The sequence below is a fragment of the Hydrogenophaga pseudoflava genome (assembly GCF_031020795.1).
Lineage (GTDB): Bacteria > Pseudomonadota > Gammaproteobacteria > Burkholderiales > Burkholderiaceae_C > Hydrogenophaga > Hydrogenophaga pseudoflava_A.
Map to the genome: position 1 here is coordinate 277,409 of NZ_JAVHJP010000005.1, position 21,489 is coordinate 298,897.

Here is a 21,489-nt window from a genome sequence, read left to right on the forward strand (position 1 = left end):
AAAAATCCCGACGATTGATGTACAGACACCCTGCTTCAAAGCTTGCGCTCCGCAAGCAAATAGCAGACCAACTTTATCCCCAATCTGGGGCGTCTTTTACTGTAACAAACAAACGCATGAGCCCGGTCAGCCCAGCAGTCCCTGCGAGCGCAAATCGTCCAGCGTCGCATCCAGACACCGGCGGATCAGGCCCATCATCTCGTCGATCTGGGCGCGGGTCATGACCAGCGGCGGCGCGATGATCATGCGGTCGCCCACGGCGCGCATGATCAGGCCGTTGCGGAAGCAGTGGCCACGGCAGACCATGCCCACCGCCAGGTCGGGGTCGAACATGGTGCGCCGGATCTTGTCCTTGACCAGCACCAGCCCGGCCACGAAGCCGCAGGTCTCGGCCTCGCCCACCAGCGGGTGGTCCTTGAGCTCGGCGAAGCGCTGGGCCAGGTAGGGGCCGGTGTCGTTCTTCACCCGGTCCACCAGGCCCTCGCGCTCCATCAGCTCCAGGTTGGCCAGCGCCACCGCGCAGGCCACCGGGTGGCCGCTGTAGGTGTAGCCGTGGTTGAACTCGCCGCCCTTGGCGATCAGCACATCGGCCACGCGGTTGCCCACCATCACGCCGCCCAGTGGGATGTAGCCGCTGGTCACGCCTTTGGCGAAGGTCACCAGGTCGGGCTTGATGCCGAACTTTTCGTAGGCGAACCAGTGGCCCAGGCGGCCGAAGGCGCAGATCACTTCGTCGGCGATCAGCAGGATGCCGTACTTGTCGACGATGCGCTGGATCTCGGGCCAGTAGGTGGCCGGCGGGATGATCACGCCGCCGGCGCCCTGCACCGGCTCGCCGATGAAGGCCGCCACCTTGTCCGGGCCGATGGCCAGGATCTTCTCCTCCAGCCAGCGCGCGGCGCGCACACCGAACTCGGCCGGGGTTTCGCCGGCGCGTGCGTTCTCCCAGTAGTGCGGCTGCTCGATGTGGGTGATGTTGGGGATGGGCAGGTCGCCCTGCGCGTGCATGCCGCCCATGCCGCCCAGCGAGGCGCCGGCCATGGTGCTGCCGTGGTAGGCGTTGTTCCGGCTGATGATGACCTTGCGCTGCGGCTGGCCCATCAGGTCCCAGTAGCGGCGCGCCATGCGCACATTGGTGTCGTTGCTCTCGCTGCCGCTGCTGCTGAAGAACACGTGCTTGAATGAACGGTCACCCACTGTCGGCGCCAGCGCCGCCAGCTTGGCCGCCAGTTGCACCGCCGGCACGTTGGTGGTCTGGAAGAAGCTGTTGTAGAAGGGCAGCGTCATCATCTGCTGATAGGCCGCGTCCGCCAGCTCCTTGCGGCCGTAGCCGGCGTTGACGCACCACAGGCCGCTCATGCCGTCGAGCACCTTCTTGCCCTCGGAATCCCAGACGTAGATGTTGTCGGCGTGGGTCATCACGCGCGCACCGCGCGTGGCCAGGTCCCCATGGTCGGTGAAGGGGTGGATGTAGTGCGCGCTGTCCAGCGCCTGGATGGCCTTGGTGTCCTGCTGCTCGGCGCGGCGGACCAGGGCGGGCGGGGCGATGAGGGTGGAGGTGTTCATGGCGTTTCGCTTATCAACAGTTCAGACATGCAGGAGGAGGTGCTCGCGTTCCCAGGGAGAAATCACCTTCATGAACTCCTCGAACTCCAGTTCCTTGATTTCGGTGTAGATGGTCACAAACTCTTTGCCCAGCACCTCGTGCAGGTCGGTCTCGCGGCGCAGCCAGTCCAGCGCCTCGCCCAGGCTGCGCGGCAGCGCGTAGGGCGAGAGGTAGGCATCGCCCTTCATCTCGGGCTTGGGCTTGATCTGGTTCTTCATGCCCAGGTAGCCGCAGGCCAGGGTCATCGCCATCGCCACGTAGGGGTTGGCGTCGGCGCCGATCACGCGGTTCTCCACGCGCCGCGCCTGCGGGCTGGAGATCGGCGAGCGGATGCCCACCGTGCGGTTGTCGTGGCCCCACTCGATGTTGATCGGCGCGGCCGTGTGCCGAGAGAGGCGCCGGTAGCTGTTCACGTAGGGCGCCACCAGCGCCATCGCGGCCGGGATGTAGCGCTGCAGGCCGCCGATGTAGTGGTGGAAGGCGTCGGAAGCGCTGCCGTCCTCCTTGCTGAAGATGTTGCGGCCCGTGTGCTTGTCCACCACGCTCTGGTGGATGTGCATGGCGCTGCCCGGCTCGCCCGCGATGGGCTTGGCCATGAAGGTGGCGTACATGTCGTGGCGCAGCGCGGCCTCGCGCACGGTGCGCTTGAAGAAGAACACCTCGTCGGCCAGGCCCAGCGGGTGGGCGTGGAAGAAGTTGATCTCCATCTGGCCGGCGCCGATCTCGTGGATCAGGGTGTCCACGTTCAGCTGCATCTTGTCGCAGTAGTCGTAGATCTCCTCAAACAGCGGATCGAACTCGTTCACCGCGTCGATGGAATAGGCCTGGCGCGAGGTCTCGGCGCGGCCGCTGCGGCCCACCGGCGGGCGCAGCAGGGTGTTGGGGTCGGTGTTGCGCGCGGTCAGGTAGAACTCCAGCTCGGGTGCGAGCACCGGGTCCCAGCCTTCGGCGGCGTAGAGGTCGCAGATGTGGCGCAGCACCGAGCGGGGCGCAAACGGCACCAGCTTGCCGGTGTGGTCGAAGCAGTCGTGGATCACCTGCGCGGTGGGGTCGGTGGCCCAGGGCACGATGCGCACCGTGGCCGGGTCGGGCCGCAGCTGCATGTCGCGGTCGGTCGGCTCGATCACGTCGTAGTAGGGACCGCTGGCCGGGAACTCGCCCGTCACACCCATGGCCACGATGCCCTGCGGCAGGCGCATGCCGCGGTCTTCGGTGAACTTCTCGCGCGGCAGGATCTTGCCGCGGGCCACGCCGGTCAGGTCGGGCACGAGGCACTCGACCTCGGTCACGCGGTGCTGGTTGAGCCACTGTTCCAGGTCGTTGAAGGTCTGGGGACTGGTGATCGGCTGGTTCATAAGCTGCTGTCTCGTTGTGTCGATTCTGTCGGGCCGGACCGTCTCGGGACGGCTCAGGCCGGGGTGTGCCGCGCCAGGTCGGCGGCCTGCAGCCGCAGGCTGCGCCGCTGCCGGCAGGCCTTGCCGAAGGCCTGGAAGATGGCGGTGTAGAAGGGGTTCTCCCAGCAGCGCCATTCGGGGTGGAACTGCACCGCGTAGGCAAAGGTGCGGGCACCCTGCACCGCCACCGCCTCGACCTGGCCGTCGGGCGCGTGGGCCAGTGCGTCCAGTCCGGGCGCGAGCTTGTTGATGCCCTGGCCATGCAGCGAGTTGACCATCACCTCCGGACCGCCGGCCCAGGTCTCGAACACGCTGCCCGGCACCAGCCGGATCGGATGGCTGGGCGCGTACTGCACCTCGAACGGCGCGGTCTTGGACTCGCGGTGGTCCGCGCGGCCCGGCACCTCGTGCACCCGCTGGTACAGGGTGCCGCCCAAGGCCACGTTGATCTCCTGGAAGCCGCGGCAGATGCCCAGCAGCGGCACGCCCTCGTGCACACAGGCCTTGATCAGCGCCAGCGTGAGCGAGTCGCGCACCGGGTCCAGCGGCAGGCTCGGGTCGGCCACGTCCTCGTCGAAATGAGAGGGGTGCACATTGGACGGCGAGCCGGTCAGCATCACGCCGTCGACCATCGGCAACAGCTCGGGAATCTGCCCGGCATCGGCCAGCGGGAACATGACCGGCTGGCACTCGGCCCCCACCTTGACGGCCCGGGCGTACTTGTCGCCGAGCAGCAGGAAGGGCATCTGGTGGCCGTGATCGCCCATGAGGCGGTGGTCGGCCGGCAGCCAGACCATGCAAGGTGAAGAATTCATGGCTTTGAAGCTCCAGACTTGATTGTGGCGAGGCAATTGGATCACAATCGGGGCCATTTGTTAAAACAAGATGGTGCCATTTGACGGTCGTCATGGCCCGCCGCCCCCCCGCATGCTGTCCGAATTCCTCCTCGCCGAAATGCACCGCCTGGGCGCGCAGGACGCGCTGCCCCTGCACCGCCAGCTCTACGAGGCGCTGCGGCGCGCCATGCTCGACGGCAAGCTCGGGCCGGGCGAGCGCCTGCCCTCCAGCCGCGACCTGGCGCAGGACCTGGACCTCTCGCGCAACACCGTGGTGGCCGCCATCAACCAGCTCTCGGTCGAGGGCTACCTGCTCAGCCGGGTCGGCAGCGGCACCTATGTGAACGACAGCGTGCCGCGCGCCGCGCCCGGCCGCCACCCCGGCCCCAACGGGGCCCGCCCGCCCGCCGCCACCCCCCGCATGTCGGCGCGCGGCGAGGCCCTGGCCACCCGCTTCTGTGCCACCGAGCTGGAGGTCCAGCCCTTCACGCCCGGCATCGCCGACTTCAACGCCTTCCCGCTCACGCTCTGGCAGCGGCTGCAGAACAAGCACTGGCGCATGACCTACCCGGACATGCTGGACTACAACAGCTCGGGCGGCTACGCGCCGCTGCGCCGCGCCATCGCCGACTACCTTCGGGTATTCCGCAGCGTGCAGCTGGACGCCGACCAGGTGATCGTCACCACCGGCACCCAGCAGTCGCTCGAACTCTGCGCCCGCCTGCTGGCCGACCACGGCGACACCGTCTGGGTGGAAGACCCGGCCTACTGGGGCGCGGTCAAGGCCTTCATGGCCACCGGCCTGGACCTGCACCCGGTGCCGGTGGACGACGAGGGCATCCGGCCCACCGAGGGGGACGACCGCAGGCCGCCGCGCCTGATCTACCTCACGCCCTCGCACCAGTACCCCAGCGGCGCGGTGATGAGCCTGCCGCGGCGCCACCAGCTGCTGTCCACCGCGCGCGCCCACAACGCCTGGGTGCTCGAAGACGACTACGACAGCGAATACCGCTTTTCCGGCCCGCCGATCTCCAGCCTCGAAGGCCTGGACAGCGACGGCCGCGTGCTCTACATGGGCACCTTCTCCAAGGTGCTCTACCCCGGCATCAAGCTGGGCTATCTCGTGGTGCCCAAGCCGCTGGTGGCCGCGTTCCGCCAGGCCCACTACGACCTCAACCGGCCGGGCCAGATGCCGCTGCAGGCCGCGCTGGCCGAGTTCATGGAAATGGGCCACTTCAGCAGCGCGCTGCGCCGCGCGCGCCAGAGCTATGGCGAGCGCCGGCAGTGCCTGCTGGAGGCCCTCAAGCCGGTGCTGGCCCCCGCAGGCCAGGAAGGCCCGTTCATCAGCGGCGCCGAGCAGGGCCTGCACCTGTGCCTGCGGCTGCCCGCGCAGACCGACGACCGCGCGCTGGCGCAGCGCATCGCTCAGCAGGGCCTGACGGTGCGGCCGCTCTCGGCCTACTGCCTGGCGCGCCAGGACCTCAAGGGCCTGGTGATCGGCTACGGCTACGCGCCGCTGTCGGGCATCGCGCGCGGCGGGCCGCTGCTGGCCGCCGCGGTGCAGCAGGCGCTCAAGGCCTGAGCCCGAACTTGTCGATGCGGTAGCGCAGGGTGTCGCGCGAGATGCCCAGCGCCCGCGCGGCCTGGGTCACGTTCCAGCGGTTGCGCTCCAGCGCACTCAGCAGCAGGCGCCGCTCGGTCTCCGGCAGGCTGGCCGGCTGCTCCTCCAGCACCACCGGCAGCCCGGGTCCGGCCGCCGGCATCACCGGCAGCGGCAGCTCCTCGGCCTCGATCACCGCGCCGCTGGCCAGGATCACGCACTGCTCCACCAGGTTGCCCAGCTCGCGCACATTGCCGGGCCAGCGGTGCTGCGCCAAGCGCTCCAGCGCCTCGTCCGAGAAGCGCAGCGCACCCTTGCCGTAGCGCCGCGCCGCACGCTCCAGGAAACTGCGGGCCAGCAGCAGCACGTCGCCATCGCGTTCGCGCAGGGGCGGCAGCTCGATGCGCAGCATGCCCAGGCGGTAGAACAGGTCGCCGCGGAACTGCCCGGCCTGCACCATGGCCTCCAGCGGCCGGTTGGTCGCCGCCAGCACGCGCACGTCCACCTGCTGCTCGCGCACACTGCCCAGGCGGCGGAACTGGTGGTCTTCCAGCAGCTTGAGCAGCTTGGCCTGGGTGGCCAGCTCCAGCTCGCCCACCTCGTCCAGGAACAGCGTGCCGCCATGGGCCGCTTCCACCAGGCCGATGCGGCGCTCGCGCGCGTCGGTGAAGGCGCCGCGCTCGTGGCCGAACAGTTCGCTCTCCACCAGCGCCGCCGGCAGACTGGCGCAGTTGATCTCCACGAACGGACCGTTGCGGCGCGGCCCCTCGAAGTGCAGGGCGCGAGCCACCAGCTCCTTGCCGGTGCCGGTCTCGCCGCCGATCAGCACCGCGGGCGAGCGGCCTTCGCTGAGGCGCTGCTCCGCCTCCACCAACTGGCGCAGGCGCGTGCGCAGCTGGCGCATCGCGGGCGACTCGCCCAGCAGCGCCGCCAGGCCCTGTGTCGCCGGGGCACCGGCCGTGCCACCTCCGGTGCGCAGGTGTTGCAGCTCCAGGGCCTGGCGCTGCTGCTGCACCGCGCGGTCCAGCACCTGCTTGAGTTGGTGCAGCGACACCGGCTTGATCAGGTAGTCGAAGGCACCGGCCTTCATGGCCTCCACCGCCACCTGCTCGCTGCCGTGTCCCGTGGCCATCACCACCGGCAGCTGCGGCTCGCGCTCGCGCATGCGCCGCAGCACCGAGAGGCCGTCCTGGCCCGGCAGGTTGTGGTCCAGCACCACGGCGTCGGGCCGGGCCTCGTCCAGCAGCGCCAGCCCCTCCTCTCCGCTCGAGGCGGTCTGGCAGGCGATGCCGTGGCGCTCCAGGTACAGGAGCATGTTGCGGGCCAGCACCGGCTCGTCTTCGACGATCAGAACGCTGTAGCTCATCGGGGGTGTCTCATGGGCGGTCGGAAGATGGCGGCGGGTTCAGCGGCAGGTCCAGCAGCGCGCGCGTGCCGGTGCCCGGCGCACTCTCCAGCCGCAGGCTGCCGCCCAGGCGCTCGATGCTGCGGCGTGCCAGCGGCAGGCCCACGCCCAGGCCGGTGCGCTTGGTGGTGTGGAACGGCGTGAACACGCGCTCCAGGTCTTCGGGAGAAATGCCCACGCCGGTGTCGGCCACGGTCACGCGCAGGCCCCGTCCCCGGGGTTCCACCGACAGCCGCAGTTCGCCGCCCTGGGGCATGGCGTCCAGCGCGTTGGCGATCAGGTTGTCCAGGGCCTGCTCCAGCGCGGGCGCGTCGGCCTGCGCCTGGGGCAGCTGCGCCGGCCAGTCGCAATGAACCGCCACGCCCTGGCGGTCCATGCGCGCCGCATGCTGGCTCACCAGGTGGTTGAGCAGTTCGTCCAGCCGCACCGGACCCAGCGCCCGGCCGCCCTGCTGCGCATAGGCCAGCAGCCTGGCGATCCAGCCCTGCAGGCGGTCGACCTCGGACATGATGTCGCCCGCCATCTCGCGCTCGGGGCCCATGGCGATCAGCTCGGCACTGGAGCGGATGGCGCCCAGCGGGTTGCGCAGGCCGTGCGCCACCGCCGAGGCCATGTCACCGACCGCGGCCAGCGACTCGTTCGCGACGATGGTGCGCTGCTGCCGCGCGATCTGGCGGTCGGCCTGCATCACCAGCCAGACCAGCGCCAGGTAGGTCAGCAGACCGCTGAGCACGCAGGCGATCCAGACGAAGCGCGTCATCTCGTGCACGTCGTTGAGCAGGCCCTCGGGCAGCATGTACAGCTCGATCACGCCCACCACCTTCGAGCCGCTGTCGAACACCGGGATGTAGACCTCCACCGCATCGCGCGCGTCGTTGCGCAGGAAAGCGTGCTCGGGCTTGATGAAGGACGCCGTCTCCAGCAGCTCGCTCTCGACCTCCAGCCGGCCGGTCAGGGCCGCGTCCAGTTCGTGGTTGGCGCCAGCGTCGCGGCCGATGGCGTCGGTCGCGGTCGACCAGACCACGCGCCGCCCGGTGTCGAACACGTTGGCGTGGCCCAGGCCCGGCATGCGCGAAAGCTCGACAAACAGCGACTCCATGCCGCGGGTGTCCTGGCGGTTGAGAAAGAACTGGTCGCCCCGGTGCATGCGCATCAGGCTGCCCACGAAGTCGCGCGCCAGCTCGGCGTTGTGGCGGATCATGCGTTCGGCCACGTACTTGGACAGCAGGGTCGCACTGGTGAGCGCACTGGCCACCACGCACAGCAGGCTGATCGCGGCAAAGCGCCGGGTCCAGAACAGCGGAGGCCGCGCGAACAGCGAGCGGACGGAGAAATGCGGCACGGCGGTCACCCAGGGGCGGCGCCAACAGCGGCGCCCAGCCATTCTAGGCAGGCTGCGGGCCCCGGCCGGCCACCCCGGCCAGCGGGGCAAATCCCCCGGATCCCCCCAAGAATCGGGGCATTTGCCCCACCCCCGCCGCACCCCTGGCGCGTGGGGCGCAGCCGCCTGGCAGGAAAAAACTTGTTCAGATTCATGGGTCTGGGGCGCTTCGGCCGGGGGATGGTGGGCGGGAGCCGGGATGGCACAACGATTGCAAAACCCGTTCCGTCCGCCACCCGCACCACCCACCAGCACCCCGCACACCCACCATGGCACGGCCCCTGAACACGACCCGGCTCCAGAACGGCGTGCCCGCGCGGGCACCGGCCTTCCGGCCGAACGTGCCGGCCCGCAAGACCCCGGACGCCGCCACCCTCCGCCGCTACCCGGGCGCCCCTGGCGCACGCGGCGGAGACCGGCCGGTCGCGCCGGTCCTCGCGCCCTGCGTGCACGTGCGCGATGTGCCGCTGCGCTGGTACGGCATCGGCGGCACCGGCTGACGCCATCCGGCCGCCGGCCTCTTTTCCAACCTCACTTTTCGGGAGTTTTCATGCGCCTGCGCACCCCCCTGTTCTCCATGCTTCTGCTGGCGGCCGCCGGCGCTGCAGTTGCCGGCCCGACCTGCACCGACGAACCCCAGAGCAAATGGCTCAGCGAAGCCGAGATGAGCCAGCGCTTCCAGGCCCAGGGCTACAAGGACGACGTGAAGAAGCTGCACGTCTCCAAGGGCAAATGCTGGGAGATCTACGGCACCGACAAGCAGGGCCGCAAGGTCGAGGTGTACTTCCACCCGATCACCGGCGCCATCGTCGAAGAAAACGTGCGCAACTGAGCCCGCGGCGCGAGGACGCTCCATGGCCGCCCACCCGACCCGCGTGCGCGTCTGGGACCGCTTCGTGCGGGTCTTCCACTGGTCGCTGGTGGCGTCCTTCGCCACCGCCTATTTCGTCACCGAGCACATCGGCCTGGTGCACAAGGGTGCCGGCTACCTCGCCCTGTCCCTGGTCGCAGCGCGCTGCGTCTGGGGCTTCATCGCGCCCGGCCCGCACGCGCGCTTTGCGGGCTTCGTGCCCACGCCTGGGCGCCTGCGGACCTACCTGGGCCAGCTGATACGCGGTCGCGAGCCGCGCCACCTGGGTCACAACCCGGCCGGCGCGGTGATGATCCTGTACCTGCTGGCGGCCGTGGTGGTGATCGGGGTCACCGGTCACCTGCTCACCACCGACGCTTTCTGGGGCAGCGAGCTGGTCGAGACGCTGCACGTGACCACGGTCGACGTCACTGTGATCGCGGTGATCGTGCATGTCGCTGCCAACCTCTACGAGAGCATCCGCCACCGCGAGAACATGTTCAAGGCCATGGTCACCGGCGAGAAGAACGCGCCACCGAAAGCGGACGACGGTTCCGCGGCCGAACGCGCCTGGCCCTGAGGCCGGCGCTCAGCCGATCACATCCTTCATCCGGTGCCACAGCATGCCCAGCGCCAGCGTGGGCGTGCGCAGCAGCGGGCCGCCGGGAAACGCGTGGTGCCGCAGGCGAGCGAACAGGTCGAAGCGCCCGGCCTGCCCCGCCACCGCCTCGGCCACCATCTGCCCGGCCAGCCCGGTCAGCGCCACGCCGTGGCCGCTGAAGCCCTGCAGGTAGTAGAGGTTGTCGCCCAGCCGCCCGAAGTCGGGCGCGCGGTTCATGCTGATGTCGACGAAGCCACCCCAGACGAACTCCACGGGCACGTCCCTGAGCTCGGGGAACACCGCGCCCATGCGCCGCGCCATCACGCCCTGCAGGTCGGGCGGCGTCATGGTGGTGTAGCTCACCCGGCCGCCGAACAGCATGCGGTGGTCGGCGCTGAAGCGAAAGTAATCGAGCACGAAGTTGTTGTCGCACACCGCCGCCAGGCCGGGGATCAGGCGCTCGCACAGCGCAGGTTCCAGCGGCGCGGTGCCGACGATGTAGGTGCCCACCGGCATGATGCGCGGCGCGATCTCGGGCGCCACGCGCGGGCCGACCTCGGGCAGCATGCAGTTGCCCGCCAGCACGCCGAAGCGCGCGGTCACCTGGCCCTTCGAGGTGCGAGCCACCAGTCGGCGGCCACGGTCCAGCCCGGTCACCGGCGAGTGCTCGTGGATGCGCACCCCCGCCGACTGCGCGGCCTGCGCCAGGCCCAGCGCGTACTTCAGCGGGTGCAGGTGGCCCGAGGTGTGTTCGCGGAACGCGGCCACGTAGCGCGGGCTGCGGATGAAGCGCGCCACGTCGCCGCCCTCGGCCCAGTCGCAGGCGATGCCGCGCGTGCTGTGGTCCTCGAACTCCTCGCGCAGCGCCCGCGCCTTCTTCGGCGAATCGGCCACGTAGGTGTAGCCGCGCCGCCAGTCGCAATCAATGCCGTGCGCGGCGATGCGCTGCTCGATCAGGTGCACCGCCTCCACCGAGAGGTCCCAGGCGCGCTGCGCGTCGGCCGCACCCAATTGCGCCTCGAACGGCCCCTGACCGCTGGCATAGCCGACGATGGCCTGGCCCCCGTTGCGGCCGCTGGCACCCGAACCGATGCGGTCGGCCTCCAGCAGCACCACGCTCAGCCCCTTCAGCCGCAGCTCCAGCGCCGCCGACAGCCCGGCAAACCCGCCACCCACCACCACCACGTCGGCCTCGACCGCGCCATCCAGCGGCGCGCATGCCAGCGGCCGGACCACGCTGGCCTCGTAGTAGCTCTTCTGGTTGAGCTGGGTGTCCGAGCCGGTGAGCGAGCGGGTGAACATGCTCAGGCCCTCGTGCGCTTGGCGACCTGGCCGCAGAGGTAGGCCCAGACGAAGGTGGCGGCGGCGTTGGTGGTGAGCTCGGCGTGGTCGTAGGCCGGCGCCACCTCGACGCAGTCCATGCCCACCCAGTTCAGCCCCGCCAGCTCTTCGATGAAGGTGAGCACCTGGGCGCTGGTCAGGCCACCGGGCTCGGGCGTGCCGGTGCCGGGCGCAAACGCCGGGTCCAGCACGTCGATGTCCAGCGTGAGGTAACAGGGCCGGTGGCCGATGCGCTCACGGATCGCCGCCAGCACAGGGCCCAGCGCCGCGCCGTCCAGACCGCGCAGCGCGCGCGCGGTGAAGATCTGCCCGCCCTGGTCGGCCACGTACTCGCGCGCGGCGCGCACGCCGGGCGACCGGATGCCGATCTGCACCGTGTGCTCGGCGCTGATCAGGCCCTCCTGGATCGCTTCGTAGGTCCAGGTGCCGTGGCCCGAGGGCTCGCCGAAGTGGTCGGTCCAGGTGTCGCAATGGGCGTCGAAATGCACGCAGGCCAGGGCCTCGCCGTGGCGCGCTTTCGCCGCGCGCAGCAGCGACAGCGTGACCGAGTGGTCGCCGCCGAGGAACACGCAGTGGTGCCGCGCCATCAGCTCGGCCGCCTGCCGCTCGATGTGCGCGCGCACCTCGGGCAGCGGCGAGGCGTTGGGCAGGCGCATGTCCAGCGCGTCGCCCAGCAGGTCCAGCGGCGAGACGTCGAAGACCGGGTGGATGCCGTCGCACAGCATCAGGCTGGCGGCGCGGATCGCCTGCGGACCGAAGCGTGCGCCGGGCCGGTTGGTCACCACGCCGTCGTAAGGCACGCCCGACATCGCAAAGGGCTGGTCGGCCAGCGGCGCGCAGGCGAGGAAACGGTTGGTGTTGAGGGCGAAAGCGAATTGACCGGTGGCCATGGCGGGCAGGAAGTGGCGGGCAACAGCGCCCAAGTGGCCCGAAAGATACCTCGATCTTGGTCACTTGACAGAGCCACTTGGCTCCCCTGGCGTCGGGCCAGGCCCGCCTCCTGCAGAAAACCCGGCGGCCCGATAGCATCACCCGCTTTCGTCGTTCACCCCCAAGGAGACCCTCATGCTCAAGCTCTACTACTCCCCTGGCGCCTGCTCGCTTTCGCCCCACATCGTGCTGCACGAGTCCGGCCTGCCCTTCGAGGCCATCCCGGCCCCGACCAAGACCCACCAGCTGCCCAACGGCACCGACTACTACACCATCAACCCGCTGGGCTACGTGCCGCTGCTGGTGATGGCCGATGGCGAGAAGCTGCGCGAAGGCCCGGCCATCGTCCAGTACATCGCCGACCAGGTGCCTGAGAAGAACCTGGCCCCGGCCTACGGCACCCTGGGCCGCTACCGTCTGATGGAGTGGCTGACCTTCATCGGCACCGAACTGCACAAGGGTTTCTCGCCCCTGTTCAACCCCGCCATGCCGGCCGAGGCCAAGCAGATTTCGAAAGACCGCCTGGCGCAGCGCCTGGCCTGGGTCGACGGCGAACTGGCCGGCAAACAGTACCTGCTGGGCGAGGCGTTCAGCGTGGCCGACGCCTACCTGTTCACCGTCACCAACTGGGCGGCCTTCGTGGGCGTGGACATCAGCGGCCTGGCCAACCTCAACGCCTACCGCGCCCGCGTGGGGGCCCGCCCGGCGGTGCAGGCCGCGCTGAAAGCGGAAGGTCTGGCCAAATAAACCTCAAAGGGCGCGCTGCCGCAAGGCCAGCAGTGCGCCCAGCCACAGCACGCCGGCCGAGAACACGAGGCCGCGCGCCAGGCCCCCGGGGCCGTCGGCGATGAAGCCGACGACCGTGGGGCCGACGATCTGCCCCGCTGCGAAAGTCACGGTGAAGGCGCTGATGCCGGCCGCCCACTGCGCCGGCGGCAGGTTGTGCCGCACCAGGGCCGTGGTGCTGGCCACCACCGAGAGGAACACCGCGCCGAACAGCAGGCCCGAGGCCAGCAGCAGCGGCCAGGCGGTGGTCAGCGCCGGCAGGATGGCGGCCACGCCCAGCAGCGCGTTCAGCCGCGCCAGCGCCTGGCCGTCGCGGTGGCGGTCCAGCAGGCCGGCCCAGATGCGCGAGGACGCGATCACCGCCAGGCCCAGCAGCGCGTAGAACACCGTGACCGCCGTGGCACTCGCGCCCTGCTCGCGCAGCAGCGCGATCACGAAGGTCATGTAACCGATGTAGCCCATGCCGAAGCCCAGGTAGCCCAGCAGGCCGAAAGCGAAGTCGCGCCAGCGGAACGGGCGCTGCATGGCCGGCGCCGCAGTGGAACCGCTGACCGCCACGGGTGGCGTGGCCTCCAGCCGGCCCAGCACCCGGGCCGGCCAGAGCATCAGCGCCGTGGCGCCCGCGCACAGCCCGGCCATCGCCCACCAGCCCCAGGACCAGGCGTGTGGCCGCCCCTCGAACAGGGCCAGCACCAGCGGCACCCCCAGCGCCGACAGCGCGATGCCAATGCCCGTGCCGCCGTAGTACAGCCCCAGGAGCAGGCCACTGCGCTGCGGCTGGCGCGCCCCCAGCCGCGCCGCCAGCAGCCCGCCGGTGCTGAACACCAGGCCACTGGCCACACCGGCCAGCAGCCGCTGCAGCATCAGCGCCTTTGCATCGGTGAAGAAGCCGCTGGCCGCCATGAACAGTGTGGCCAGCATGGCCCCGACCAGGAACAGCCGGCTGGGTGACATGCGTTGCAGCAGCCGGGACATGGCCATTGCGCCGAGCAGGTAGCCCACGGCGTTGGCGGTGTTCATGGACCCGGCCAGCGCATAGCTCCAGCCCAGGTCTTCCCGCATCGGCGGCAGCAGCAGCCCGTAGGCGAAGCGGGTGATGCCCAGCGACACCGCCGCCCCGAGCGAAAGCGCCAGGGCCAGGCGCCCGTAGGGAATGGGGTCGTGCGGCGAGGAAACGGGCATGCGCCCATTGTGGCGCGCCCGCGCAGCCACCCGCGCCAGCGGCGGAACGTGCGGAATTAACTGCCCAAACCCACCGGCGCAGGTGCCTTCATCACGATGCGCGTGAACAGGCGGTCGAACTGCGGATCGCGCGGGATGCGGCCGTTCAGCGGGTCCTGGTTGGTCGCGAAGGCGGCATTGAGCGCGTGCCAGTCGGCCTCGCCGAGGTGGCGCTCGGCCTCGGGCAGGATCACGGTCTCTTCCAGCCGCATGTGTTCCAGGTAGAAGTCGACGTAACGCGTGACCTCTTCGACAAATGCCTGGCGGCGCCCATCGCCCAGCAGCTCCCAGGCCACCAGCATGTGCATCAGCTCGCGCACCCGGGGCTCGCCGCGCAGGTGGTCGCGCTCCAGCTGGTCGATCGTGGCCATGGTGTGCGGCGCGGCCTTGACCACGCGGGGAAACAGCAGGTCCGATTCCTTGGGGTGGTGGTGCCGCTCGGGAAACTCGTCGATATAGAACAGCATCGCGCGCAGCACATCGAAGAAACGGTTGGAGTCGTCCAGGCCATTGACCTCGGGCCCGCGCCGCACCAGCTGCATCAGCGACTGCAGCATGGCCGCCAGCGTGGCGTGTTCTTCGCGGATGACGCGCAGGGCTTCATGGGTCATGGTGTTTGTCTCCGGGCAAGGCAAAGCCGACCGTCCGGTCGGCGAATGGTTCCGCGACTATGGGGGAGCAGGCCCCCAGAGGCTTTGACACATGTCAAGCCTCGCGGAACGCACCCTCGGATGGGGGCAGGTCTTACAAGTCGTTGCAAACCAAAGTGCTAGCACCAGGGCGACGACGTGAAAACGCTGCAGCTGGCCCTCCAGCGCCATGGCAAGGCCATCAAGGACGACAGCGACTTCGGTCCGGGCACCGAGCGCCTGCTCACCGAGTTCCAGCGCGAGCACCGGCTCGCCCCCACCGGCTTCGGCGACCGCTCCACGCTCCAGGCGCTGGGCATTGCCCCGGCGCTGGACGCCACCAGCGCGGCCTCGCTGCAGCACATGGTCGACGGCCTGCGGGCCGGTGGCCGGTTCAGCGATGCGCAGATCACCCGCATCGCCGAGTCGTCACAGAACTACCTGCTGGAGCACAGCGCCGCGCTGGGCCAGGTCACCCACATCCAGCTGCGCAACGACGGGCAGAAGATCCTGTTCCAGAACGACTTCAGGCAGATGCGCGAGCTGGACACGCAGCAGGCGCTCGACGGCTACCGGCCCTCCCAGCCCCTGGTGGAGGCGCCCGCTGCGCCGGCCCCGACGGCCGAACGCACGGCCGAAGCCATTCGCCAGTGAGCGGCGGCCCGGGCGGCCTCAGCGCCCGGGTTTCCAGCGCTTGAGCAGCAGCGCGTTGCTCACCACGCTCACCGAGCTCAGCGCCATCGCCGCACCGGCCAGCACCGGGCTCAGGTAACCCAGCGCCGCCAGCGGGATGCCTGCCGCGTTGTAGGCGAAGGCCCAGAACAGGTTCTGCCGGATCTTGCTCACCGTGCGGCGCGAGATGTCCAGCGCCGCCGGCACCATCGCCGGGTCCCCGCGCATCAGCGTGATGCCGGCCGCGTGCATGGCCACGTCGGAGCCGCCCTCGCGACTGCCGATGGCGATGCCCACGTCGGCGGCGGCCAGGGCCGGCGCGTCGTTGACGCCGTCGCCAATCATGGCCACGGTGTGTGAAGGTTCCGTGCCCGTGGCTTCGCGCAACCGGTGCACCACCGCCGCCTTGTCCCCCGGCAGCACCTCGGCGATCACCGCGCCGCCGTCCACGTCCATCCCCAGCCGCCGCGCCATGGCCTCGGCCGCGCCGCGGTTGTCGCCCGAGACCATGTAGGTCCGCAGACCCTGGGCCTTCAGTGCCGCCAGAGCCCCGGCCGCACCGGGCTTGGGCTCGTCGCCGAAGGCCAGCAGGGCCAGCGGCGACCAGGGCTGCTCATCGTCTCCGCGGCTGGCCAGCAGCGAGACCGTGGCGCCGTCGGCCTGGTGCTTGTGCACCGCCAGCGCCAGCGGCCCCAGCGGCACGCCCAGCTCGTCCATCCAGCGCAGGCTGCCCAGGGCCAGCGTCACGCCCTTGATCTGCCCCAGGGTGCCGCGACCGGTCACCGCCTGCACCTCCCGGGCCGCGTCGGCCGGCACGGCCATGCCGCGCGCCACCGCCGCCTCCAGCACCGCGTGCGCCAGCGGGTGCGCGCTTTGCGCCTGCAGCGCCGCCGCCGCGCCCAGCACCGCCTCTTCGTCGGCGCCCGGCACCGCCTCGATCAGCAGCAGCCGCGGCTTGCCCACGGTCAGCGTGCCGGTCTTGTCGAAGGCCACGGTGTCCACCTTGTGGGCGATCTCCAGCGCCTGCGCGTCCTTGATCAGGATGCCGTGGCGCGCCGCCACGCCGGTGCCCGCCATGATCGCGGCCGGCGTCGCCAGGCCCAGCGCACAGGGACAGGCGATCACCAGCACCGCCACCGCGTGCAGCAGCGCGTCTTCCACCGGTGCGCCGGCCCAGAGCCAGCCCGCCAGCGTGGCCAGCGCGATCAACAGCACCACCGGCACGAACACCGCCGCCACCTGGTCCACCATCCGCTGCACCGGCGCCTTGCCGGCCTGCGCGTCCTGCACCAGGGCGATGATGTGGGCCAGCACGCTTTGCGCACCCACCGCCTTGACCTTCAGCTCCACCGACCCTTCGCCGTTGAGCGAGCCGCCGGTGATGCGGTCGCCGGGGCGCTTGGGCACCGGCATCGCCTCGCCGGTCAGCATGGATTCGTCGGCCTGGGTCTCGCCCAGCAGCAGTTCGCCGTCGGCCGGAAAGCGCTCGCCCGGCAGCACACGCACGATGTCGCCCGCCAGCAACTCGTCCACCGGCACATCGCTCATCTCGGTGCGCTTGACGCCGTCGGGCACCAGGTGCGCCGTTTCGGGCCGCAGCGCGTGCAGCGCGCGGATCGCGTCGGTGGTCTGGCGCTTGGCGCGGGCCTCCAGCCACTTGCCCAGCAGCACCAGGGTGATCACCACGGCACCGCCTTCGTAGTAGAGGTGCACCATCTCGTCAGGCTCGGCCTTGAACCACAGCCAGGTGGACAGTGCCCAGGCCGCCGTGGTGCCGATGGCCACCAGCAACTCCATGTTGCCCGTCAGCGCCTTCAGCGCGTGCCAGCCGGCCTTGTAGAAGCGCGCACCGAGCCAGAACTGCACCGGCGTCGCCAGCAGGAACTGGACCCAGGCCGGCAGCATCCAGTGCTTGCCGAACAGGTCGCCCACCATGGGCAGGGCCAGCGGTGCCGACAGCAGGGCGCCGATCACCACCGGCCAGAGGTCCGCCGGCAGGCCCCACAGCCGCTCCTGTTCCACCTCGGGCGCATCCATGGCCCGCGGCTCATAGCCCGCATCGCGCACCGCGCGCCGCATCAGCGCCGCGGCGTGGGTGGCGTCGGCGCCGCGGTAGAGGATGCGCGCCGACTCGGTCGCCAGGTTCACCGTCGCCGCCTCCACGCCCGGGTGTTTGCGCAAGGCCTTTTCCACGCGAGAAACGCAGGAGGCACAGGTCATGCCACCGATGCCCAGGTCGATCTGGCAGGTGTCGTCGTTCAGTTCAAGCGTGGCGGTGTTCATAGGGCGAGCATAAGGTTTACCCCCATGGGAAGGTCAAGCCACAAGGTGTATCTCCCAAGGCCGCTTGACCTTGACACCGTGTCAAGGTGCATCATTGCGCTGTTTCAATCCACCGGAGATTCCCATGAGCCAACAGACGTTCACCGTGCAGGGCATGACCTGCGGCCACTGCGAACGCGCCGTGCAGACGGCCATCAAGACCCTGGACCCACAGGCCGAGATCAAGATCGACCGCACCCAGAACCTCGTCGAGGTGCACACCGCCCAGCCGCGCGAGGCGGTGGCCGCTGCGATCCGCGAAGAGGGCTATTCGGTCGTATGACCCCCACGCTCCTCCGCTGCGCGGGTCGCTGCCCCAGGACCGGGAAGGGACCCGGTCCATGCCGGGTCCGGGGGCTGATCCGCCTTGGGGCGGCCCGGCGGCGGATCGCATGAGCGGCTCATCTATCGAGGCGGTCACCACCTGGCCGGTCAACATCGGCACCGCGGCGCAGCTCTCGGGCATCTCGCCCAAGATGCTGCGCCACTACGAGTCGCTGGGCTTGCTGGGCGAGGTGGCGCGCACAGGCAGCAACTACCGCCAGTACAGCCTGGCCGACGTGCACACGCTGCGCTTCATCCGCCGCGCGCGCGACATGGGCTTCGGCCTGGACGCCATTACCGAGCTGGTCGGCCTGTGGCACAACCGGCGGCGCAACAGCGCCAGCGTCAAGCGCATCGCCCAGAAGCACCACGACGACCTGGCCCAGCGCATCGAGGCGCTGCAGGCCATGCAGCGCAGCCTGCACACCCTGCTGTGCCACTGCCCGGGCGACGAACGGCCCGACTGCCCGATCCTGGACGATCTGGCCCATCCTTGACGGGGATCAAACCCCGGGCCCGCCCGGTCGCCGGTTCCGGAACAAATCTTTACCGGACAGCATCACAAGGGCAGACAACGGTACACACGGGGGTATGACACTGGACCCAAGGCACTGGCCTTGCCGCCCGGTGTCCTCCCCCTCAACCTCAAGGAGCCCTCGCATGAAACCCTTCGTCAAACGCAGCCTCATCGTCGCCGCCATCCTCGCCGGCATTGCCGGTGTGTCGGCCACCGCCATCGCCCAGGGCATGGGCCAGCACCACAGCATGGACCAGCAGAAGCACAGCCAGCACATGGGCCAGCGCATGGAACAGATGCAGAAGCGCCACGCGGAACACCAGGCGCAACTCAAGTCGGCCCTGAAGATCACCGCTTCGCAGGAAGCCGCCTGGAATGCCTACGTGGCCGGCACGGCACCGAATCCGCCCGCCAATGCGCCGGGCATGGCGCGGGAAGACTGGAGCCAGCTGACCACGCCGCAGCGCCTGGACAGGATGCAGGCCCTGCGCGCGGAGCGCGACGCCGCCATGGCCAAGCGCATCGAGGCGGTCAAGACCTTCTATGCCGCGCTCACCCCCGAGCAGCAGAAGGTGTTCGACACCCAGGCCCATGGCGGCATGCACCGCGCCGGCATGAAGGGCGGGCACCGCATGGGCGGCATGGGCTGCGACGGCCCCGGCGCCAAGGCCGGCTGATGTCTCCCCCAGCCTTCATTGATCGGTTCTCCTCAGCACTCACAGCCCCGGTCCGCCGGGGCTTTTTTGTGCCCGTTGACCTGAGTCAATCCCCAGCGCATGCCGCGCACGTAAGCTGCCGCGCCATGGAACACGACCTCCTCATCGTGGGCGCCGGGCCGGCCGGCCTCAGCCTGGCCCGGGCGCTGCGCGGCAGCGGCCTGCGCACCACCCTGATCGAACAGGCTCCCCTCGAATCGCTGCAGAACCCCGCCTTCGACGGCCGCGAGATCGCCCTGACCCAGCACAGCGCCGAGCTGCTGCGCCAGCTCGGTCTGTGGCCGCGGCTGGGTGAAGCGAACATCGCGCCGCTGAAAGACGCACTGGTGCTCGACGGCGGGGTGGGCGGTGCGCAGTCGCGCATGCGCATCGGCCACGAACTGAGCACCAAGTCCGAACTGGGTTTCCTGGTCGCCAACCACCACATCCGCCGCGCCGCCTTCGAGGCCGCGCTGGGCGAGGGCGACGGCCCGGTGCCCGGTTTGCGCTGCGGCCGCCAGGTCACCGGCATCCAGACCGACGCCCAGTCGGCCCGCCTGACCCTGGCCGGCGGCGAGACCCTGTCGGCCCGCCTGGTCGTGGCCGCCGACAGCCGCCACTCCAGCACCCGCCGCGCCATGGGCATCGCCGCCGACATGCACGACTACGGCCGCACCATGCTGGTCTGCAACATGACCCACGAGCGGCCCCACCATGAAACCGCCTGGGAGTGGTTCGACCATGGCCAGACCCTGGCCCTGCTGCCGATGAACCCCGACCCGGCCAGCGGGCTGCCGCGTTCGTCGGTGGTGCTCACCCTGCCGCACCAGGCCATCCAGCCTCTGCTGGCGCTGGACGAAGGCGATTTCAACCGCGAAATGACCCGGCGCTTCGGCGGCCAGCTCGGCGACATGCGGCTGGTGAGCACGCGCCACGCCTACCCGCTGGTCGGCGTCTGGGCGCGGCGTTTCGTGGCACAGCGCTTCGCCGTCGTGGGCGACGCCGCCGTCGGCATGCACCCGGTCACCGCGCACGGCTTCAACCTGGGCCTGCGCAGCATCGACACCCTGTCGAAGGCGCTGATCCAGGCCCACCAGAGCGGTCAGGACATCGCCTCGCCCCAGCTGCTGGAGCGCTACCAGCTGGTCCACCAGCGCGCTGCGCGCGGCCTCTACATGGCCACCCACGCGGTGGCCACGCTCTACACGCGCGAACACGTGCCCGCGCGCTGGCTGCGCCGCGGCATGGTGGAACTCGGAGAGCGCTTCACACCGTTCAAACGGGCGGTGGCAGCCTCCCTCACCGGGCTGGGCTGACCTCCCCGCGCCCCACAGGGCCTTGTTGCGTTGCGTCAAGGCAGCCGTCAGCCTACGGGTCTAGATTGATGGAAATCAATCGGCACGGGCGCGCAGTCGTCCGGCCCTGTTCCGCCCCGAGGAGACCCGAACGATGCTGTCCGCTTTCATCAGCCACGCCGACTGCGCCCGCCACGACATGGGCGCGCACCACCCCGAGTGCCCCGAGCGCCTGGGCGCCATCAACGACCACCTGCTGGTCAAGGGGCTGCTGGACTACATGGTGCCCTACGACGCGCCGCTGGCCACCGAGGAACAGCTGGGCCGCGCCCACGCCTCGCTCTACGTCAAGGAAATCTTCGAAGCCTCACCCAGGGAGGGCCTGCACGCGGTCGACCCGGACACCAACATGTGCCCGCACACGCTGCAGGCCGCGCTGCGCGCCGCGGGTGCGGCCGTGCAGGCCACCGACCTGGTGCTGGCGGGCGAAGCCCCCACCGCCTTCTGCAGCATCCGCCCGCCCGGCCACCACGCCGAACGCTCGGCCGCCATGGGCTTCTGCTTCTTCAACAATGTCGCCGTCGGCATCCGCCACGCACTGGACGTGCATGGCCTGGAGCGCGTCGCCCTGATCGACTTCGACGTGCACCACGGCAACGGCAGCGAAGACATCTTCCGCGGCGACGAGCGGGTGCTGATGTGTTCGATCTTCGAGAAGGGGCTCTATCCCTTCAACGGCGAGAACGCGACCGGTCCGAACATGGTCAACGTCGGCCTGCCCAGCCGCTCCGGCAGCGATGCTTTCCGCGCCGCGGTGACCGAACACTGGATGCCGGCCCTCGACGCCTTCCAGCCCCAGCTCATCTACATCTCCGCCGGTTTCGACGCCCACCGCGAGGACGACATGGGCAACCTCGGCCTGGTCGAGGCCGACTACGCCTGGGTCACCCAGCAACTCATGAAAGTCGCCGAAAAGCACTGCCACGGCCGTGTCATCTCCTGCCTCGAAGGTGGCTACGTGCTCAGCCCCCTGGCCCGCAGCGTGGCCGCACATGTCAGGGTCCTCATCGGGGCCGACTGAACG

Annotated in this window: 21 protein-coding genes; 11 read left to right on the forward strand and 10 right to left on the reverse strand. The window is 70.0% G+C overall.

The features are described 5' to 3' along the window. Nucleotides 1–126 precede the first annotated feature (126 nt). Genes RCO38_RS17665 through RCO38_RS17675 form a run of 3 tightly spaced genes read right to left on the reverse strand, consistent with a single transcriptional unit; the run spans nucleotide 127 to nucleotide 3,815 of the window. Nucleotides 127–1,566 carry an aspartate aminotransferase family protein gene (locus RCO38_RS17665; RefSeq protein ID WP_308329665.1) on the reverse strand — a complete coding sequence of 480 codons (1,440 nt, stop codon included), beginning with the start codon at nucleotides 1,564–1,566 and terminating at the stop codon, nucleotides 127–129. Between the two features lie 21 nt (nucleotides 1,567–1,587). Then, entirely contained in the window at nucleotides 1,588–2,961 is a 1,374-nt protein-coding gene (locus RCO38_RS17670; protein ID WP_308329666.1) for a glutamine synthetase family protein, read from the reverse strand. Between the two features lie 53 nt (nucleotides 2,962–3,014). Continuing rightward, nucleotides 3,015–3,815 (reverse strand): gamma-glutamyl-gamma-aminobutyrate hydrolase family protein, encoded by an 801-nt coding sequence (locus RCO38_RS17675; RefSeq protein WP_308329667.1) that lies wholly within the window; start codon nucleotides 3,813–3,815, stop codon nucleotides 3,015–3,017. Between the two features lie 112 nt (nucleotides 3,816–3,927). Between RCO38_RS17675 and pdxR the strand changes: the two genes are divergently transcribed. Then, nucleotides 3,928–5,418: a MocR-like pyridoxine biosynthesis transcription factor PdxR gene (pdxR, locus tag RCO38_RS17680; protein ID WP_308329668.1), complete on the forward strand. Its 1,491-nt coding sequence runs from the start codon at nucleotides 3,928–3,930 to the stop codon at nucleotides 5,416–5,418. Here the strand turns inward: pdxR and RCO38_RS17685 are convergent. After that, the gene (locus tag RCO38_RS17685) at nucleotides 5,408–6,802 is read right to left on the reverse strand and encodes a sigma-54-dependent transcriptional regulator (RefSeq protein ID WP_308329669.1); all 1,395 of its coding nucleotides are present in this window, start codon (nucleotides 6,800–6,802) and stop codon (nucleotides 5,408–5,410) included. The two genes, pdxR and RCO38_RS17685, sit on opposite strands and share 11 nt — an antisense overlap. Nucleotides 6,803–6,812: 10 nt before the next feature. After that, a complete protein-coding gene (locus RCO38_RS17690; protein ID WP_308329670.1) occupies nucleotides 6,813–8,183 on the reverse strand; it encodes a sensor histidine kinase in 1,371 nt (456 codons plus the stop codon). Between the two features lie 308 nt (nucleotides 8,184–8,491). On the opposite strand from RCO38_RS17690, the gene RCO38_RS17695 reads away from it, so the two are divergent. The 3 genes from RCO38_RS17695 to RCO38_RS17705 are packed head-to-tail and all read left to right on the forward strand — an operon-like array spanning nucleotide 8,492 to nucleotide 9,652. Continuing rightward, complete coding sequence (locus tag RCO38_RS17695; protein WP_308329671.1) at nucleotides 8,492–8,722, forward strand: hypothetical protein; 231 nt, start codon at nucleotides 8,492–8,494, stop codon at nucleotides 8,720–8,722. A 50-nt stretch (nucleotides 8,723–8,772) separates the two neighbouring features. Then, entirely contained in the window at nucleotides 8,773–9,054 is a 282-nt protein-coding gene (locus RCO38_RS17700; protein WP_308329672.1) for a PepSY domain-containing protein, read from the forward strand. Between the two features lie 22 nt (nucleotides 9,055–9,076). Continuing rightward, a complete protein-coding gene (locus tag RCO38_RS17705) occupies nucleotides 9,077–9,652 on the forward strand; it encodes a cytochrome b/b6 domain-containing protein (protein WP_308329673.1) in 576 nt (191 codons plus the stop codon). Nucleotides 9,653–9,661: 9 nt separating this feature from the next. Here the strand turns inward: RCO38_RS17705 and RCO38_RS17710 are convergent, their stop codons facing one another. Beyond that, nucleotides 9,662–10,975 (reverse strand): NAD(P)/FAD-dependent oxidoreductase, encoded by a 1,314-nt coding sequence (locus RCO38_RS17710; protein ID WP_308329674.1) that lies wholly within the window; start codon nucleotides 10,973–10,975, stop codon nucleotides 9,662–9,664. A gap of 2 nt (nucleotides 10,976–10,977) precedes the next feature. Beyond that, nucleotides 10,978–11,904 (reverse strand): agmatinase, encoded by a 927-nt coding sequence (gene speB / locus RCO38_RS17715; protein ID WP_308329844.1) that lies wholly within the window; start codon nucleotides 11,902–11,904, stop codon nucleotides 10,978–10,980. Nucleotides 11,905–12,079: 175 nt separating this feature from the next. Here speB and gstA point away from each other — a divergent pair, with 175 nt between their 5' ends. Beyond that, nucleotides 12,080–12,691 carry a glutathione transferase GstA gene (gene gstA / locus RCO38_RS17720; RefSeq protein WP_308329675.1) on the forward strand — a complete coding sequence of 204 codons (612 nt, stop codon included), beginning with the start codon at nucleotides 12,080–12,082 and terminating at the stop codon, nucleotides 12,689–12,691. 3 nt (nucleotides 12,692–12,694) lie between these two features. On the opposite strand, the gene RCO38_RS17725 is transcribed toward gstA, so the two are convergent. After that, the gene (locus RCO38_RS17725; protein WP_308329676.1) at nucleotides 12,695–13,912 is read right to left on the reverse strand and encodes a YbfB/YjiJ family MFS transporter; all 1,218 of its coding nucleotides are present in this window, start codon (nucleotides 13,910–13,912) and stop codon (nucleotides 12,695–12,697) included. Between the two features lie 56 nt (nucleotides 13,913–13,968). Continuing rightward, entirely contained in the window at nucleotides 13,969–14,562 is a 594-nt protein-coding gene (locus tag RCO38_RS17730; protein ID WP_308329677.1) for a hemerythrin domain-containing protein, read from the reverse strand. A gap of 177 nt (nucleotides 14,563–14,739) precedes the next feature. On the opposite strand from RCO38_RS17730, the gene RCO38_RS17735 reads away from it, so the two are divergent. Beyond that, entirely contained in the window at nucleotides 14,740–15,234 is a 495-nt protein-coding gene (locus RCO38_RS17735) for a peptidoglycan-binding domain-containing protein (RefSeq protein WP_308329678.1), read from the forward strand. A gap of 18 nt (nucleotides 15,235–15,252) precedes the next feature. On the opposite strand, the gene RCO38_RS17740 is transcribed toward RCO38_RS17735, so the two are convergent. Further along, nucleotides 15,253–17,535 carry a heavy metal translocating P-type ATPase gene (locus RCO38_RS17740; RefSeq protein ID WP_308329679.1) on the reverse strand — a complete coding sequence of 761 codons (2,283 nt, stop codon included), beginning with the start codon at nucleotides 17,533–17,535 and terminating at the stop codon, nucleotides 15,253–15,255. A gap of 124 nt (nucleotides 17,536–17,659) precedes the next feature. On the opposite strand from RCO38_RS17740, the gene RCO38_RS17745 reads away from it, so the two are divergent. The 5 genes from RCO38_RS17745 (at nucleotide 17,660) to RCO38_RS17765 (ending at nucleotide 21,486) form a co-directional block, all read left to right on the forward strand. Then, complete coding sequence (locus RCO38_RS17745) at nucleotides 17,660–17,857, forward strand: heavy-metal-associated domain-containing protein (RefSeq protein WP_308329680.1); 198 nt, start codon at nucleotides 17,660–17,662, stop codon at nucleotides 17,855–17,857. A 109-nt stretch (nucleotides 17,858–17,966) separates the two neighbouring features. Next, the gene (gene cueR, locus RCO38_RS17750) at nucleotides 17,967–18,395 is read left to right on the forward strand and encodes a Cu(I)-responsive transcriptional regulator (protein WP_308329681.1); all 429 of its coding nucleotides are present in this window, start codon (nucleotides 17,967–17,969) and stop codon (nucleotides 18,393–18,395) included. Nucleotides 18,396–18,558: 163 nt separating this feature from the next. Further along, nucleotides 18,559–19,092 carry a Spy/CpxP family protein refolding chaperone gene (locus RCO38_RS17755; RefSeq protein WP_308329682.1) on the forward strand — a complete coding sequence of 178 codons (534 nt, stop codon included), beginning with the start codon at nucleotides 18,559–18,561 and terminating at the stop codon, nucleotides 19,090–19,092. Between the two features lie 125 nt (nucleotides 19,093–19,217). Beyond that, on the forward strand, nucleotides 19,218–20,426 hold the full coding sequence (ubiM, locus tag RCO38_RS17760) for a 5-demethoxyubiquinol-8 5-hydroxylase UbiM (protein ID WP_308329683.1): 1,209 nt from the start codon (nucleotides 19,218–19,220) through the stop codon (nucleotides 20,424–20,426). 133 nt (nucleotides 20,427–20,559) lie between these two features. Further along, entirely contained in the window at nucleotides 20,560–21,486 is a 927-nt protein-coding gene (locus RCO38_RS17765; RefSeq protein ID WP_308329684.1) for a histone deacetylase family protein, read from the forward strand. Nucleotides 21,487–21,489: the final 3 nt, after the last annotated feature.

Bases quoted from the DNA above. Each gene is read 5' to 3' on its own strand.
- RCO38_RS17755 (WP_308329682.1), top strand. From the start codon at position 18,559: ATGAAACCCTTCGTCAAACGCAGCCTCATCGTCGCCGCCATCCTCGCC.
- RCO38_RS17670 (WP_308329666.1), bottom strand. From the start codon at position 2,961: ATGAACCAGCCGATCACCAGTCCCCAGACCTTCAACGACCTGGAACAG.
- RCO38_RS17665 (WP_308329665.1), bottom strand. From the start codon at position 1,566: ATGAACACCTCCACCCTCATCGCCCCGCCCGCCCTGGTCCGCCGCGCC.
- RCO38_RS17725 (WP_308329676.1), bottom strand. From the start codon at position 13,912: ATGCCCGTTTCCTCGCCGCACGACCCCATTCCCTACGGGCGCCTGGCC.
- RCO38_RS17700 (WP_308329672.1), top strand. From the start codon at position 8,773: ATGCGCCTGCGCACCCCCCTGTTCTCCATGCTTCTGCTGGCGGCCGCC.
- RCO38_RS17730 (WP_308329677.1), bottom strand. From the start codon at position 14,562: ATGACCCATGAAGCCCTGCGCGTCATCCGCGAAGAACACGCCACGCTG.
- gstA (WP_308329675.1), top strand. From the start codon at position 12,080: ATGCTCAAGCTCTACTACTCCCCTGGCGCCTGCTCGCTTTCGCCCCAC.
- RCO38_RS17745 (WP_308329680.1), top strand. From the start codon at position 17,660: ATGAGCCAACAGACGTTCACCGTGCAGGGCATGACCTGCGGCCACTGC.
- cueR (WP_308329681.1), top strand. From the start codon at position 17,967: ATGAGCGGCTCATCTATCGAGGCGGTCACCACCTGGCCGGTCAACATC.
- RCO38_RS17675 (WP_308329667.1), bottom strand. From the start codon at position 3,815: ATGAATTCTTCACCTTGCATGGTCTGGCTGCCGGCCGACCACCGCCTC.
- RCO38_RS17685 (WP_308329669.1), bottom strand. From the start codon at position 6,802: ATGAGCTACAGCGTTCTGATCGTCGAAGACGAGCCGGTGCTGGCCCGC.
- speB (WP_308329844.1), bottom strand. From the start codon at position 11,904: ATGGCCACCGGTCAATTCGCTTTCGCCCTCAACACCAACCGTTTCCTC.
- RCO38_RS17740 (WP_308329679.1), bottom strand. From the start codon at position 17,535: ATGAACACCGCCACGCTTGAACTGAACGACGACACCTGCCAGATCGAC.
- ubiM (WP_308329683.1), top strand. From the start codon at position 19,218: ATGGAACACGACCTCCTCATCGTGGGCGCCGGGCCGGCCGGCCTCAGC.
- pdxR (WP_308329668.1), top strand. From the start codon at position 3,928: ATGCTGTCCGAATTCCTCCTCGCCGAAATGCACCGCCTGGGCGCGCAG.
- RCO38_RS17705 (WP_308329673.1), top strand. From the start codon at position 9,077: ATGGCCGCCCACCCGACCCGCGTGCGCGTCTGGGACCGCTTCGTGCGG.
- RCO38_RS17695 (WP_308329671.1), top strand. From the start codon at position 8,492: ATGGCACGGCCCCTGAACACGACCCGGCTCCAGAACGGCGTGCCCGCG.
- RCO38_RS17710 (WP_308329674.1), bottom strand. From the start codon at position 10,975: ATGTTCACCCGCTCGCTCACCGGCTCGGACACCCAGCTCAACCAGAAG.
- RCO38_RS17765 (WP_308329684.1), top strand. From the start codon at position 20,560: ATGCTGTCCGCTTTCATCAGCCACGCCGACTGCGCCCGCCACGACATG.